Source organism: Streptococcus sp. oral taxon 061 (genome assembly GCF_013394695.1).
Lineage (GTDB): Bacteria > Bacillota > Bacilli > Lactobacillales > Streptococcaceae > Streptococcus.
The window spans coordinates 1,726,655-1,741,574 of the sequence record NZ_CP058258.1; the positions used below are offsets into that span (position 1 = coordinate 1,726,655).

Annotated in this window: 14 protein-coding genes; 3 read left to right on the plus strand and 11 right to left on the minus strand. The window is 38.0% G+C overall.

Annotation, left to right across the window (positions count from 1 at the left end; translation table 11 throughout):
• Positions 1 to 7: 7 nt before the first annotated feature.
• The 8 genes from HW271_RS08540 to HW271_RS08575 form a co-directional block, all read right to left on the minus strand.
• Positions 8 to 1,129 carry an SH3 domain-containing protein gene (locus HW271_RS08540; protein ID WP_178895606.1) on the minus strand — a complete coding sequence of 374 codons (1,122 nt, stop codon included), beginning with the start codon at positions 1,127 to 1,129 and terminating at the stop codon, positions 8 to 10.
• A 94-nt stretch (positions 1,130 to 1,223) separates the two neighbouring features.
• Positions 1,224 to 1,490: a Veg family protein gene (locus HW271_RS08545; RefSeq protein ID WP_006154753.1), complete on the minus strand. Its 267-nt coding sequence runs from the start codon at positions 1,488 to 1,490 to the stop codon at positions 1,224 to 1,226.
• On the minus strand, positions 1,487 to 2,845 hold the full coding sequence (gene dnaB, locus HW271_RS08550) for a replicative DNA helicase (RefSeq protein WP_178895607.1): 1,359 nt from the start codon (positions 2,843 to 2,845) through the stop codon (positions 1,487 to 1,489). Before dnaB ends, HW271_RS08545 begins: the two co-directional genes overlap by 4 nt.
• 42 nt (positions 2,846 to 2,887) lie before the next feature.
• Positions 2,888 to 3,340: a 50S ribosomal protein L9 gene (gene rplI, locus HW271_RS08555; protein WP_178895608.1), complete on the minus strand. Its 453-nt coding sequence runs from the start codon at positions 3,338 to 3,340 to the stop codon at positions 2,888 to 2,890.
• Complete coding sequence (locus HW271_RS08560; RefSeq protein WP_398588224.1) at positions 3,337 to 5,247, minus strand: DHH family phosphoesterase; 1,911 nt, start codon at positions 5,245 to 5,247, stop codon at positions 3,337 to 3,339. Before HW271_RS08560 ends, rplI begins: the two co-directional genes overlap by 4 nt.
• Before the next feature lie 215 nt (positions 5,248 to 5,462).
• A complete protein-coding gene (hpf, locus tag HW271_RS08565; RefSeq protein ID WP_178895610.1) occupies positions 5,463 to 6,011 on the minus strand; it encodes a ribosome hibernation-promoting factor, HPF/YfiA family in 549 nt (182 codons plus the stop codon).
• Positions 6,012 to 6,090: 79 nt separating this feature from the next.
• Positions 6,091 to 6,753, minus strand: a complete 663-nt coding sequence (locus HW271_RS08570; protein ID WP_178895611.1) for a ComF family protein — start codon at positions 6,751 to 6,753, stop codon at positions 6,091 to 6,093.
• Positions 6,750 to 8,048 carry a DEAD/DEAH box helicase gene (locus tag HW271_RS08575; RefSeq protein WP_178895612.1) on the minus strand — a complete coding sequence of 433 codons (1,299 nt, stop codon included), beginning with the start codon at positions 8,046 to 8,048 and terminating at the stop codon, positions 6,750 to 6,752. The genes HW271_RS08570 and HW271_RS08575 overlap by 4 nt, the downstream gene beginning before the upstream one ends.
• Before the next feature lie 55 nt (positions 8,049 to 8,103).
• On the opposite strand from HW271_RS08575, the gene HW271_RS08580 reads away from it, so the two are divergent.
• From HW271_RS08580 to HW271_RS08590, 3 genes are all read left to right on the plus strand, one after another.
• Positions 8,104 to 8,739 (plus strand): YigZ family protein, encoded by a 636-nt coding sequence (locus tag HW271_RS08580; protein WP_178895613.1) that lies wholly within the window; start codon positions 8,104 to 8,106, stop codon positions 8,737 to 8,739.
• Between the two features lie 155 nt (positions 8,740 to 8,894).
• Positions 8,895 to 9,821 carry a cysteine synthase A gene (gene cysK / locus HW271_RS08585; protein WP_178895614.1) on the plus strand — a complete coding sequence of 309 codons (927 nt, stop codon included), beginning with the start codon at positions 8,895 to 8,897 and terminating at the stop codon, positions 9,819 to 9,821.
• Positions 9,822 to 9,944: 123 nt separating this feature from the next.
• Positions 9,945 to 11,293, plus strand: a protein-coding gene (locus HW271_RS08590) for an IS3 family transposase (RefSeq protein WP_178894523.1) whose coding sequence is annotated in 2 segments (ribosomal slippage) — positions 9,945 to 10,386 and positions 10,386 to 11,293 — 1,350 coding nt in all. Because the reading frame shifts where the segments join, the coding sequence is not laid out codon by codon here.
• A gap of 55 nt (positions 11,294 to 11,348) precedes the next feature.
• On the opposite strand, the gene tsf is transcribed toward HW271_RS08590, so the two are convergent.
• From tsf to HW271_RS08605, 3 genes are all read right to left on the minus strand, one after another.
• Positions 11,349 to 12,389, minus strand: a complete 1,041-nt coding sequence (gene tsf / locus HW271_RS08595) for a translation elongation factor Ts (RefSeq protein WP_049494452.1) — start codon at positions 12,387 to 12,389, stop codon at positions 11,349 to 11,351.
• 78 nt (positions 12,390 to 12,467) lie between these two features.
• The gene (gene rpsB / locus HW271_RS08600) at positions 12,468 to 13,250 is read right to left on the minus strand and encodes a 30S ribosomal protein S2 (protein ID WP_178895615.1); all 783 of its coding nucleotides are present in this window, start codon (positions 13,248 to 13,250) and stop codon (positions 12,468 to 12,470) included.
• Between the two features lie 270 nt (positions 13,251 to 13,520).
• A complete protein-coding gene (locus HW271_RS08605; RefSeq protein WP_178895616.1) occupies positions 13,521 to 14,732 on the minus strand; it encodes an aminoacyltransferase in 1,212 nt (403 codons plus the stop codon).
• Positions 14,733 to 14,920 lie beyond the last annotated feature (188 nt).

A 14,920-nucleotide genomic window follows, 5' to 3' on the forward strand; every position in this document is an offset into this window, starting at 1 on the left:
AGAAGGCTTATTGGGATGTTTTTTCAACTCGCGCACCATTGCTATCAACTTGGAATCCATCTATAATCGTATCTACTGCCAATTCTCCAGATGCGTTCACGTAATAATATTTCCCTGAAACCTGGAACCACTGACTAGCCTTCATTGCACCTGAGCTTTCGAGATAATACCAAATGCCCTTATCCTTCAACCATCCTGTCTGCATTTCCCCAGATGATTTCAAGTAGTACCACTTAGAACCGTCTTTTAACCATCCTGTTCTCATGGCACCATTTGTTTGGAAATAATACCAACTTCCGTTTATCTTTTTCCATCCAAGTGCGACTTTGCCATGTTCATAGTAGTACCAGATTGTTCCCTGTTTTTCCCATCCATTCTTCGAGGTTTCCGTTTTAATTAAGGGGATATAACGTCTGTTCCCACTTCGTGAAATATAACTAATCCATCTATAGCCATCCTTTTCAAGAGTCTGATCATAATGAACACTCATTCCAGGTTCATAGTAATCGATAATAGTAGATGTCAATGATGGCTGATTCATAATAGCTGCTTTTTCTGTAAAGTAGTGAGTTCCACTAGAAGCTAGTACAGATTGATTATTTCCTACACTAGCATTCCCCACATCTTTAAAATGAATGAACCCAGTCATAGTACTTGCTTTAACCGTCCTACGATGATACGTTTCTGTATAATCGTAATTGTACTCCTCGATTTCAACCATATCTCCAATCACGTTAGAAACCCAAGCTACGTGACCATGAGTTCCCCTCGTGCTCCAAGCAATTGCCCCAATCGCTGGTCTCTGATCCACACGATATCCTTCTTTTTGAGCTCGATAGCCCCATTCTTTCGCATGCCCATAAGCAGCTGGTAGTTCGAATCCATTTACACTACTTAATCGAAAAGCAGCAAAAGATGTACACTGTCTGGAGTATAGACGCCATTTATCAATATTTTGACTTCCATTTTTATAATAATAAGGATAATCATCTCCACGTGCCAACGATCCATTGTTTGCCTGGTTGGCATGAACAGTTCCACCACCAAACAGAAAAGCTCCTGCTAACAATAGTGAAGCTGTACCCACAGTCGTTCTTTTAAGCAAAGTTCTCTTTTTACTAAATGCCATTCATTCTCCTTCGAATAGATAAATTTTTGAGGTTGACCTCATTTATATCATTCGAAAGAAAAAGAAAAAAGTGAGAAAACTCCCACTTTCAACCTTAATCCAAATAGTGAATCAAATTCTTTTCCGTTAAAATATCTGAATAGGTGAAGGATTCAACATAGACATTGGCCTGTTTGTCCCCTTCAACATTTCCAAATTCAACGATAAAGAGCGATGGATAAACTTCAATGAGTCTTCCTAAGCGATTCTTTTGGCGTTTACGACCATTTTCTAAGGTCATTTCCACGACTTGTCCTTCATGTGCCTTGATTTCCTCTTTGATTTTTTTCATCTTGGCTACATCTGTAAATGCATCTGTCATCTTTGTTCCTCTCTCTTCGAAATGCTTGAAAACTTGTTATACTCTTTTTGGAAAATCAATTCTACCGTTCCACGTGCACCGCTACGGTTTTTCTCGATAATAACTTCTACTTTGTTATTAGGAAGACCTTCCTCTTCTTCGCCACCACGCTCATAATAGTCGTCACGATAAAGAAAGGCTACAATATCCGCATCCTGCTCGATAGATCCAGACTCACGAATATCTGATAATACCGGTCTTTTATCTTGACGTTGTTCAACACTACGCGACAACTGACTCAGCGCGATAACGGGAACCTTCAATTCCTTGGCCAAAATCTTCAACTGACGTGAAATCTCTGACACCTCTTGTTGACGGTTTTCTCTGCCTGTTCCTGTGATTAGCTGCAGGTAGTCAATCAAGATTAATCCAAGATTGCCTGTTTCCTGAGACAATTTTCTGGCGCGTGACCGAATTTCAGTAATCCGGATTCCGGGTGTGTCATCGATATAGATGCTTGCTTTAGCAAGATTCCCTTGAGCAATCGTATATTTGCGCCATTCTTCCTCAGTAAGTTGTCCAGTACGAATAGAGTGAGACTCTACTAGCCCTTCGGCAGCCAACATACGGTCGACCAGACTCTCTGCACCCATCTCGAGAGAGAAAATTGCAACAGTCTTGTCTAGCTTAGTTCCAATGTTTTGAGCAATATTCAATGCAAAGGCCGTCTTACCAACAGCAGGACGAGCTGCTATAATAATCAACTCTTCCTCGTGTAAACCTGTAGTCATATGATCCAAATCTTGATAACCAGTAGCAATTCCTGTAATATCAGATGTTTGTTGTGAGCGAGTTTCCAAATTTCCAAAGTTTAGGTTTAGGATATCACGAATATTTCTAAACCCACTACGATTGGTATTTTCGCTAACATCAATCAAGCCCTTTTCTGCCTGAGCAATAATTTCATCCACAGGACTAGACGCTTCATAAGCTTGATTAACAGATTCTGTCAACTTAGCAATCAGGCGACGAAGCATAGCCTTCTCTGCTACAATCTTTGCATAGTATTCAGCGTTTGCAGAGGTTGGTACAGAGTTGATAATCTCAACAAGGTAGGACAAACCACCAATATTTTGCAAATCACCTTGATCATCTAAGATCGTGCGAACAGTCGTTGCATCAATGGCTTCGCCACGATCTGACAAGTCAACCATGGCCTGAAAAATCAAACGGTGAGCATACTTAAAGAAGTCTCGAGAGTCTATATATTCTCGAACAAACACGAGTTTACTCTCATCGATAAATATAGCTCCCAATACAGATTGTTCTGCCAAGATATCCTGGGGCTGAACTCGTAGTTCCTCTACTTCTGCCATCAGATTTCCCTTCCTTTTACAACATAATTACTCAAATCTAGATTAGCCTTCTTTTACATGAAGATTGATGACGCTAGTCACATCCTGATAAATTTTTACCGGAACATCAATCAAGCCAACTGCTCGAATTGGAGATTGAACTTGAATATGACGTTTATCAATTTTAATTCCAAATTGTTTTTGGAGTTCTTCCGCAATTTTCTTGCTAGTAATTGAACCAAAAGTTCTTCCATCTGGACCAACTTTTTCAACAAACTCAACGATTGTTTCTTCTGCTTCAAGTTTCGCCTTGATTTCTTGTGCTTCTGCAAGAAGTTGAGCATGTGCTTTTTCTTCAGATTTTTGCTTGCCACGCAACTCACCAATTGCTTGAGAAGTCGCTTCTTTAGCAAGGTTTTTCTTAATCAAAAAGTTTTGCGCATAACCTGTTGGCACTTCCTTGATTTCGCCTTTTTTTCCTTTGCCTTTTACATCTGCTAAAAAGATTACTTTCATTCTTCTGTCTCCTTTTCTCTAATTTCATTAGAAATAACGGTTTTTAGTTTATCACCTGCTTCTTGCAGAGTCATATCTGTCAGTCGGGCAGCTGCCAGGTTGAAGTGGCCTCCACCTCCCAATTCTTCCATAATCCGTTGCACATTGATCTTACTTCGACTTCGTGCAGAGATGGAAATATCCCCTTGGCTGTTTTTTGCAATGACAAAGCTAGCCTCAATACCTGACATGGCTAACATAGTATCAGCTGCTTTACTAATCACTACCGTATCATACTCCTTAGTATCCTTGGCTTGAGCGACAAGAATTGAAGGTTGTACAGCCTGTCCTTGTAAGATTAGCTCATTAACCAATCGATACTCTTCGAAATCAGTAGCTGCAAGTTCCTGGATAACAATACTATCACTTCCACGTGTTCTTAGATAACTTGCAACGTCAAAGGTACGGCTAGTTACACGAGAGGTGAAATTCTTAGTATCCAGCATCATACCGCCCATGAGAACACTAGCTTGAATACGACTTAAGCGTGCTTTCTTAGAGTTTTGGAATTGAATCAACTCTGTTACAAGCTCGCTCGCGCTACTTGCTCCACTCTCGATATAGGTGATAACAGCATTTTCCGGGAAATCCTGATCTCGTCTATGGTGGTCGATAACAATCGTTTGCGTGAATAAGTCATAAAACTCTTTTGACAAGGTTAAAGCGGTCTTAGAGTGGTCCACCATCACTAACAAGGAACGATTAGTGACCATTTCCATAGCTTGAGTTAGAGGGATGAGTTTTGTCACTCCCTCATTCTCTAAAAATTGAATGGCACGATGGATGTCCGGAGACATTTGTTCTGCATCATAGACCACATAACTTTCATCCAAGACGTTACTAGAGAACAACTGCATACCAACAGCAGAGCCTAAAGCATCCATGTCTAAGTTTTTATGACCAACTACGAATACATGGTCGACACTTCTCAACTTTTCAGAGATTGCCGTCATCATTGCTCTTGTACGTGTTCTTGTTCGCTTAATAGAAGCTGCAGAACCACCACCAAAATAAATTGGATTTTTCGTTTCGTCATTCTCTTTTACGACAACTTGGTCCCCACCTCGAACTTCTGCAAGGTTGAGATTTGATAAAGCAACTTTACCAATACCCTCATGATCGCCATCACCGTATGACAAGCCCATACTCATGGTTAAGGCTAAATCTCTCTGCTTAGCTTCTTCACGGAAGGTATCAATTACAGAAAATTTATCCTGCATCAATTGCTCCAATACCGTATAGTCCGTAAACAAGTAGAAACGATCCATAGTCACTCTGCGAGAGAACATCTTATGTTTTCCAGTAAACTCTGCGACATAATTCGCAACAAAACTATTAATATGGCTGATGTCTGATTCAGATGTTTCATTCTCTAAATCATCATAGTTATCTACCGAAATAACACCGATAACAGGGCGACTCGTAACCAACTCTACAGTGGCTTCGTACTCTCCAGAAACATCAAAAAAGTAGAGCACACCAGAATTTCTATCTAGATGTACCGCATAACGTTTTTCTCCCACATTGGCATAAATTCCAGGAGAAGATATGGATGTTTTTATAATTTCTTGAACTTGAGGAAGGTCAATTTCTCCATCTTCCGTTGTCAGCATTAACTCTGCGTAGGGATTGAACCACTCAATCTCACTACTTTCCATGTTTAGTTTGACAACTCCAACCGGCATCTGTTCTAAGAGTGAACTTAAACTATCTTCCGCCTGATGGTTTACGTACTGGATTTGTTCAATTTCTGTTTTTTGATAAGATTTCTTCTGAAAATAAAATAGCAGAAGAAATGCCACCATTAACAAAAATAAGCATGCTATTGTGACTAGGTTATTTTGAAGAAAAATAACCAATACAGTCATGATTATAAAGTCAATCCCAACAAATAAGTATATAAAAAAGGGATTCATTTCATTTTTTTTCATTACAAACCTCTTGCGCAATATTATACCATATTTGCACTGAAAAAGCGACCTTTAAAGAAGGAATAGCACTTGTGCTCAAATGTAGTAATCATGAATACAAAAGGTGGTTTACACTAGTGTAAACCACCTTTTTAATCTAAGCATATTAAGTATTATGATTCTTTCACTTCAAGAAGACCAATATCTCCATCTTCGCGTCGATAAATGACATTTGTTGTTTCATCTTCAACATCGATATAGATGAAGAAATCATGCCCCAATAAGTCCATCTGAAGAAGTGCTTCTTCAAGGTCCATTGGTTTTAAATCAATTTGTTTTGAACGAACAACTTTAGCTTGAGCCCCATCTGTCTCTTCAACCAAAGCATCTGTAAATAATTGGCTAGTAGAAACTTTATTTCTGTTCTTACGTTCAATTTTAGTTTTGTTTTTACGGATTTGACGTTCAATCTTATCTGTCACCAAATCAATAGATCCATACATATCTTGAGAAACATCTTCTGCACGAAGAGTAATAGATCCAAGTGGAATTGTTACTTCTACCTTAGCAGTCTTTTCACGATACACTTTCAAATTTACACGTGCATCTAGTTCTTGATCTGCTTGGAAGTATTTTTCGATCTTTTCGAGTTTAGAAACTACATAATCACGAATTGCTTCTGTTACTTCTAGGTTTTCACCACGGATACTATATTTAATCATATAAGTACCTTCTTTCTAAACATATTTGTTTTTCTATATTTATTATAACGCTTTCAAAAAATTATTGCAATCTTTTTCCTCATCTTACGAGGGAAAATGTTCTAACCTCTTCTGCTCCTGCATTTTCTAGCATACTCTTGACACGGTTAACAGTCGCTCCCGTCGTATAAATATCATCAATCAATAGAATTTTCTTTGGAACCCTACTGTCTTCTTTAATAAAAAATGGAAGTTCCGTGGCCAAACGCTCTGAACGATTTTTAGAAGAACTTGCTTTTTCTTCTCTTTTCCCTAATGCGTCCTGATGGGAAAGTCCTGCAGCCTCTATTAGGCCTGCAACCTGATTAAAACCTCTTTTTGCATACCTCTCAGGGCTTAACGGTATTAAAATAAAATGGTAATCCTTGTATTTTTTTAAATTCTCATTTAAAATCATTGCAAAAGCTTTTCGGAGAATATAATCGCCATCAAATTTGTAACGATTAAAAAAGTCTTTCATTGCTTGATTATAAGTAAAAATCGCTTCATGACTTACTGCAAACCCTTCTTTACACCAAAGTTGACAATCTTGACACGATGTTGACACCCCTTTTTTATAACAATTTGGGCAATGTTCTTCCCCAATCATTTCAAAACTTGAGTAACAAGCTAAACAAAGTGAGCTCTCCTCCTTTTTCAAAAAAAGAAGCTCTCCAAAGGTTAGATTTTTCTTCAAATGTTGTCCACAAAGTAAACAAATCATAAGCCTGCCTCCTTGTTCATCAGCTTGATTTCCTTTATAGCATTCTTAATCGAACGGTTTAATCCATTATGAAAGAAAATTAAATCTCCTGTTGGCCTATCCATGCTACGACCTACACGTCCTCCAATTTGAATGAGACTTGATTTTGTAAAAAGACGATGGTTTGCTTCTACGACACAGACATCAACAGAAGGGAAGGTAACTCCGCGCTCCAATATTGTTGTGCTTATCAATATGGTCATTTCCCTATCCCTAAAAGCTTGAACTTGCTCTAATCTATCTTCAGTAACTGAGGATACGAAACCAATTTTCTCATTCGGAAACTCTAGCTGCAAGATTTCCTTCAACTTCTCTCCCTTTGTAATTTCTGATGCAAATATTAGTAAGGGGTAGCCAGTTCTTCTCTGGTTTTCAACATATCTTTTTAACTTTAATGGTAGGCGAAACTTATCCAAACATTTATCCAGATCAGATAGCCAGACGGGTTTTGGAATAATTAAAGGATTCCCATGGAACCGCCTTGGTAGGCTTAGTCGTTTTAGTTCCCCTAGTCGAACCTTCTTATCCAACTCGTCTGTAGAAGTAGCGGTGAGGAAAATTCTTAGTCCATCATCCTTTACACAATTCTTTACAGCTTTGTAAAGCATCCTGTTATCAACATATGGAAAAGCATCTACTTCATCTACTATTAGCAAATCAAAAGCATGATAAAACTTTAATAATTGATGAGTCGTCGCAACAACCAGAGGTGTCCGAAAATATGGTTTGGACTCTCCATGCAGCAAGGCTATCTCACAAGTAAAATCATTCTGCAATCGCTTATACAATTCCAAACAAACATCTATACGGGGACTGGCTAGACAAACTGCGCCACCATCATTAATAACTTTCGCAACAACTTGATAAATCATCTCTGTCTTCCCAGCGCCAGTCACTGCATGAACTAAAGTTGGCTGCTGACTTTCTACCGCTTGAAGTAATCCCTCTGATACTTTCTCTTGAAATGGAGTCAATTGTCCCTTCCATTTAAGAACATCTTGTTTTGGAAATTTTTCCTGAGGGAAATAATATAATCCTTGATCACTCCTAACTCGCTTCATCAACAAGCATTCTCGGCAGTAATGAGCATTAATAGGTAGAGACCATTCATCTTGAATCATACTATCACATCGTTGACAGAAGAGTTTCCCCTTCTCTTTTCTCATGCTTGGTAGCTTCTCCGCCAACTGTTGTTCTTCTGAGCTTAATTCTTGTTCTGTAAAAAGTCGACCAAGATAATTTGGATTTATTTTCATACTTCTTTATTCGTAAAATCTAGAACTTTAGGTTATTTTTTAGTACAATAAAATTATGGAATTTAGAACGATAAAAGAGGACGGACAAGTCCAAGAAGAAATCAAAAAATCTCGCTTTATTTGCCATTCAAAGCGTGTCTATAGCGAGGAAGAAGCCCGTGCTTTCATTACTGCTATAAAAAAAGAGCACTATAAAGCGACCCATAACTGCTCTGCTTTTATCATAGGTGAACGTAGTGAAATCAAACGAACCAGTGATGATGGGGAGCCAAGTGGAACTGCTGGTGCACCTATGCTAGGAGTTTTGGAAAATCACAATTTAACCAACGTCTGTGTAGTTGTTACCCGTTATTTTGGTGGTATTAAGCTAGGGGCTGGGGGGCTCATTCGCGCTTATGCAGGTAGTGTTGCCTTAGCTGTCAAAGAAATTGGAATTGTTGAAATTAAAGAACAAGCAGGGATTCAAATTCAAATGAGCTATGCACAATATCAAGAGTATGGGAATTTTCTTAAAGAACATAATCTTATGGAACTCGAAACCAACTTTACAGATCAAGTTGACACAATTATCTTTGTCAATAAAGAAGATAAAGAGGATACCAAAGCTGCCCTCATAGAATTTTTTAATGGGAAAGTTATCCTAACAGATCAAGGTTTACGAGAAGTTGAAGTTCCTGTAAACCTTGTGTAAATTATTTTTTATATCCCCCCTTAATTTTTAGATTTACACTGACTATTTTTTCTGATTGTTATAAAAAAATCCTATCGCCTCGATAGGATTTCTATATTTTACAAAAGTCAAAGTTAGCGTTATACTAGTAGCATCTTATATATAGAGGTGCTAATATGGCGATTTATAACAATATCACTGAACTTGTCGGTAGAACACCGATTGTTAAATTGAACAACATCGTACCTGAGGGTGCAGCAGATGTTTACGTAAAACTAGAAGCATTTAACCCAGGGTCATCCGTTAAAGACCGCATTGCTCTAAGCATGATTGAAAAAGCTGAACAAGAAGGTAAACTTAAACCTGGTTCTACTATTGTAGAAGCAACAAGCGGAAACACTGGTATCGGTCTTTCATGGGTTGGTGCTGCTAAAGGCTACAAAGTTGTCATCGTTATGCCTGAGACAATGAGTGTGGAACGTCGTAAAATCATCCAAGCATATGGTGCTGAACTCGTTCTAACTCCAGGAAGTGAAGGTATGAAAGGCGCTATTGCTAAAGCTGAAGAAATCGCTGCTGAACGTGATGGTTTCCTACCTTTGCAATTTATCAACCAAGCTAACCCAGAAGTTCACGAAAGAACAACAGGAGCTGAAATTCTAGCTGATTTCGGAGCTGACGGTTTAGATGCCTTTGTTGCCGGTGTTGGTACTGGAGGAACTATTTCAGGTGTTTCTCATGCTCTTAAAGCTGCGAATTCAAACATTCAAGTTTTTGCAGTTGAGGCAGACGAATCAGCTATCTTATCAGGCGAAAAACCTGGACCTCATAAGATTCAAGGTATCTCTGCTGGATTCATCCCAGAAACACTTGACACGAAAGCTTACGATGGTATCGTTCGCGTAACATCAGACAATGCTCTTGCACTTGGTCGTGAAATCGGTGGAAAAGAAGGTTTCTTGGTAGGTATTTCTTCTGCCGCATCTATCTATGCAGCAATCGAAGTTGCTAAAAAACTTGGGGCAGGTAAAAAAATCCTTGCGCTTGCACCAGATAACGGAGAACGTTACCTATCTACAGCACTCTATGAGTTTGAAGTCTAGTCTCCTAAATACACAAAGCCCTTGTTAAAGGGCTTTTTAATTTTTTATAAAAGAAAAAGGAAGCAAATGAACTGCACCCCAAAAGTTAGACAGGAAAAAATCTAACTTTTGGGGTGTTTTATTATGAAATTAACTTATGAAGATAAAGTTCGGATCTATGAACTCAAAAAGCAAGGAGAGAGCTTTAGAAAGCTTTCAAATCAATTTGGGATAAATATTTCTAATCTTCAGTACATGATTAAATTGATTGATCGTTATGGGATAAAAATCGTCAAAAAAGGAAAGAATTGTTACTATTCTCCTGAACTAAAACAAGAGATCATTGATAAAGTTCTTCTTGAAGGTCGTTCACAAATTAGGGTGTCTCTGGATTATGCTCTTCCAAGTAGTGGATTACTTTCGAATTGGCTGGCACAATACAAGAAAAACGGGTATACTATTGTTGAGAAAATAAGAGGGAGACCACCTAAAATGGGACGTAAGTCAAAGAAGAAACCTGAAGAGATGACAGAGTTAGAACGTCTTCAAGCAGAAAATGAATACCTGAGAGCGGAGAATGCTGTTCTAAAAAAGTTGAGAGAACTCCGATTGAGGGACGAAAAAGAGCAAGAAGAAAAACGGAAATTGTCCGAGGATTGGTAACAGAGTTTTCTTTAGAGATTCTTCTAAAGATTATTAAGCTTGCCCGTTCAACTTATTATTATCATTTAAAACAGCTCGATCAAAACGATAAAGATTATGATGTTAAAGTTGAAATTCAAGCTATTTTTACTGAGCATAAAGGGAATTACGGCTATCGTCGAATGACTCTTGAATTGAGGAATCGTGGTTTTGTAGTGAATCATAAGAAGGTGCAACGTCTAATGAAGGTCCTTGGTTTAAGTGCTCGAATTCGTCGTAAACGGAAGTATTCTTCATACCAAGGAGAGATTGGCAAGAAAGCAGACAATCTTATTCAACGTCAATTTGAAGCAACCAAACCAATGCAAAAGTGCTACACAGATGTGACAGAATTTACCATTCCAGCAAGCAGTCAAAAGCTTTATTTATCACCAGTTTTAGATGGCTTTAACAGCGAAATTATCTCCTACAATCTTTCTACTTCACCGAACTTAGTACAAATGAAAGCTATGCTAGAACAAGCCTTTACAGAGAACCATTACGAAAATACAATTCTCCATAGTGACCAAGGATGGCAATACCAACACGATTTCTATCATCATTTTTTAAAGAATAAGGGAATCCAACCATCTATGTCACGTAAGGGAAATAGCCCAGATAACGGTATGATGGAATCTTTCTTTGGCATTCTTAAGTCTGAAATGTTTTATGGTTATGAGAATACGTTTCAGTCACTTGAGCACTTGGAACAAGCTATTGTAGACTATATTGATTACTACAACAACAAACGAATTAAGGTAAAACTAAAAGGACTTAGTCCTGTACAATACAGAACTAAATCCTTTGGGTAAATTAATTGTCTAACTTTTTGGGGGCAGTACACAAATCTGCTTCCTCTTTTTATTATTAGTTATTCAAAGCTGCTGCCATTGTAGCTGCAACTTCAGCTTCAAAGTCATTTGCAGCTTTCTCGATACCTTCACCAACTTCAAAGCGAGCGAACTCAACTACTGAAGCGTTAACTGATTCAAGGTATGCTTCAACTGTCTTGCTGTCATCCATGATGTAGACTTGTGCAAGAAGTGTGTATGCTTGGTCGACTTTAGTGTTGTCAAGCATGAAGCGATCCATTTTTCCTGGAATGATTTTATCCCAGATTTTTTCTGGTTTACCTTCTGCAGCCAACTCTGCTTTAATGTCAGCTTCAGCTTGAGCGATAACTTCATCAGTCAATTGTGCTTTTGATCCATACTTCAAGTGTGGAAGAGCTGGTTTGTTAACCATTGCACGGCTTTCGTTATCTTGGTCAATAACGTGGTTCAATTGAGCCAACTCATCTTTAACAAATTGCTCATCCAATTCTTTGTATGAAAGAACTGTTGGTTTCATCGCAGCAATATGCATTGAGATTTGTTTAGCAAGTGCTTCGTCTCCACCTTCGATTACAGAGATAACACCGATACGTCCGCCGTTGTGTTGGTACGCACCGAAGTGTTGTGCATCTGTTTTTTCAAGCAAAGCAAAACGACGGAATGAGATTTTTTCACCGATTGTAGCTGTTGCAGATACATATGCAGCTTCAAGAGTTTCACCTGAAGGCATTGTCAAAGCAAGTGCTTCTTCGTTGTTAGCTGGTTTACCTTCAGCGATTACTTTAGCTGTAGCATTTACCAACTCAACGAATTGAGCGTTTTTCGCAACGAAGTCAGTTTCAGCATTTACTTCAACTACTGCTGCAACGTTACCGTTAACAAATACACCTGTCAAACCTTCTGCAGCAACACGGTCAGCTTTTTTAGCTGCCTTAGCCATACCTTTTTCGCGAAGCAATTCAATCGCTTTTTCGATATCACCTTCAACTTCAACCAATGCTTTCTTAGCGTCCATAACACCAGCACCAGATTTTTCACGCAACTCTTTAACAAGTTTAGCTGTAATTTCTGCCATTTTGATTCTCCTATATTTTTTAAAAATAGGAGAGCCGGGCTAAGCCCCGCCCTCCTAGGTAATTACTATTTATACGAATTAAGCGTTGTCGCCTTCAACAACTTCAACGATTTCTTCGATTGAGTCTGCTTGAGCTTCTGAAGCTGCAAATTCTGCTTCAACTGCTACTACAGCATCTTCACCTTGGCGACCTTCGATGATAGCGTCTGCCAATTTAGCTGTGATCAACTTAACTGCGCGGATAGCGTCATCGTTAGCTGGGATGATTACATCGATATCATCTGGATCAGTGTTTGTGTCAACCATCGCTACAACTGGGATTCCCAATTTTTTAGCTTCTTTAACAGCGATTTGCTCTTTATGTGGGTCAACTACGTACATTACATCTGGGATGCGAGGCATGTCTTCGATACCACCCAAGAATTTTTCAAGACGTGCACGTTGTTTGTTAAGAAGTGCAACTTCTTTCTTAGGAAGAACATCGAAGATTCCTTCTTCTTCCATGCGTTTGATTTCTTTCAAACGAGCGATACGTTTTTGGATTGTTCCCCAGTTAGTAAGAGTTCCACCCAACCAACGGTGGTTGATGAAGTATTGACCAGAACGCTCTGCTTCTTCTTTAACAGCGTCAGCAGCTTGTTTCTTAGTACCAACGAACAATACAACTGCGTCGTTAGCTGCTGCATCACGCATAAAGTCGTATGCTTGGTCAGCGTATTTTACAGTTTGTTGCAAGTCGATAACGTGGATTCCGTTACGTTCAGTGAAGATGTACTTAGCCATCTTAGGGTTCCAGCGACGAGTTTGGTGACCAAAGTGTACACCAGCCTCAAGAAGTTGTTTCATTGAAATTACTGCCATGAGTATTTCTCCTTTTTTGTTTTTTCCTCTTCTTGATTTCAGCTTGCAAAACAACCCAAGGGCAACAGTTTCACAATTCATCAAGAATGAGTATTATCGTTCACACGACAAGTTTCATTTTATCATAATTAGAGCTTTATTTCAAGTAATTTTGTTATTTTCTCCTTATTAAATTACTAGTTAAAAGCTCTAAATTTAAAACATCTCAACATACACTGCTGAGATGTTCTAATTGCTAATTTTTTAAAATTTAATGTAGTGGTGTTTATGCTATCTACTTCGAAGTTTCTTACGAATCTTATAAGCTAGATTAAACAAGAAATATAATGAACTAGTTGGATAGTTAAACTCACCAGCAAATTCCTCAATAGTGGGATTAAACTTAGATTTAAAATTAAATAACCCGCCTTCTAAGTTGTTTTCAATTCCACCCATATTATGAGTCTCTGCCCCACGTTCAAATGAATGTTGAGCTGTCTCAAACCATGTAGGTATAGCAGGTTGATAGTGTCTAAACTCTTCATTCATTCCAGCATATAAGTTTTCAGATGTTTTCCCAAATTCGATGGTCAAAGTTCCAGACAATGGAACGACACTGTCCCCTCCATCAATATGGCTCTTAAGAAAAGAAATTTCTTCTTCTAATCGTTTTCTCTCTTGCTGATTCTCTTTTACTTTGCCTTCTTTCGTTTTATCTGTAAACTTCTGCGCTGTTTTTAGATTCTTTTCGAGTTGATTCTCAACTTCTTTCAGTCTATTAGGTAAATCTAAATAGCTCAGTGTGATAAAGGAGTGATCAGGATAAGTATTCAGTAACTTCTGATAATAATCTTTGCCTCGTAAACTAATGTTCTTGCGAGACTCTGTTTTCTTCATTAAAAATGAAAATTCATCTAATAAGTCGAGTCCACCGAATTTTACTTTCAATCCTTTATTTCTTGCAGTTCGGATTGCCTGTCTAGTAGACTTGGATAGTTGATCCAGAGAGAAGTTTTCTTTATGAATATTAGCTTGAAAACGTGGTTGTATATTTTCTGCCATATCCTTTGTCAAACCAGTCCAATGAACTTTGTTTTTTTGCAATTCCTCAATAATTTCAAAAGTTTTAGAATTTTGAATAATTTCTTGGTCGATAAGACTTCGACTGATAAACAAACTTGGATCAAATTTAACCATTATTGCATGGCTTTTTTTAGCAAGTTTTTTCAACGTTAAAAGTACAAATTTCAGAAGTTCTTTATCTTCATAGTCAATTACTGGACCTCGTGGAATATAGAACATAGAAAGTCCTAATGGTAGCGGCTGAATTAAGATATTCGCTACTCCAACTAGTTGATTTTCTTTATAAAATCCAACTCTCTCATTCCCCCAAGTATCCTTTATCTTGGCCCAATCACTACTCTGCAATAAATTTCCTTGAGGATGATTTTCTAAAAACAAATCCCACTCTTTGACATCAACATTTATTTTATATGTAAACATAACTCCAACACCGACTCCCTTTAGAAACCTTTTTTATTAACGTGCTACACTCGTACTAAATCTCTAAATTTCATCTAACTTTAACTAAATAATTATAAGAAAAGAATATAAAATAAGTTCAAGTAATTATATAATGAAATTTATTTTTCAGCACTATACAAAGGGTGAGATTTATAAAACCTCACCCT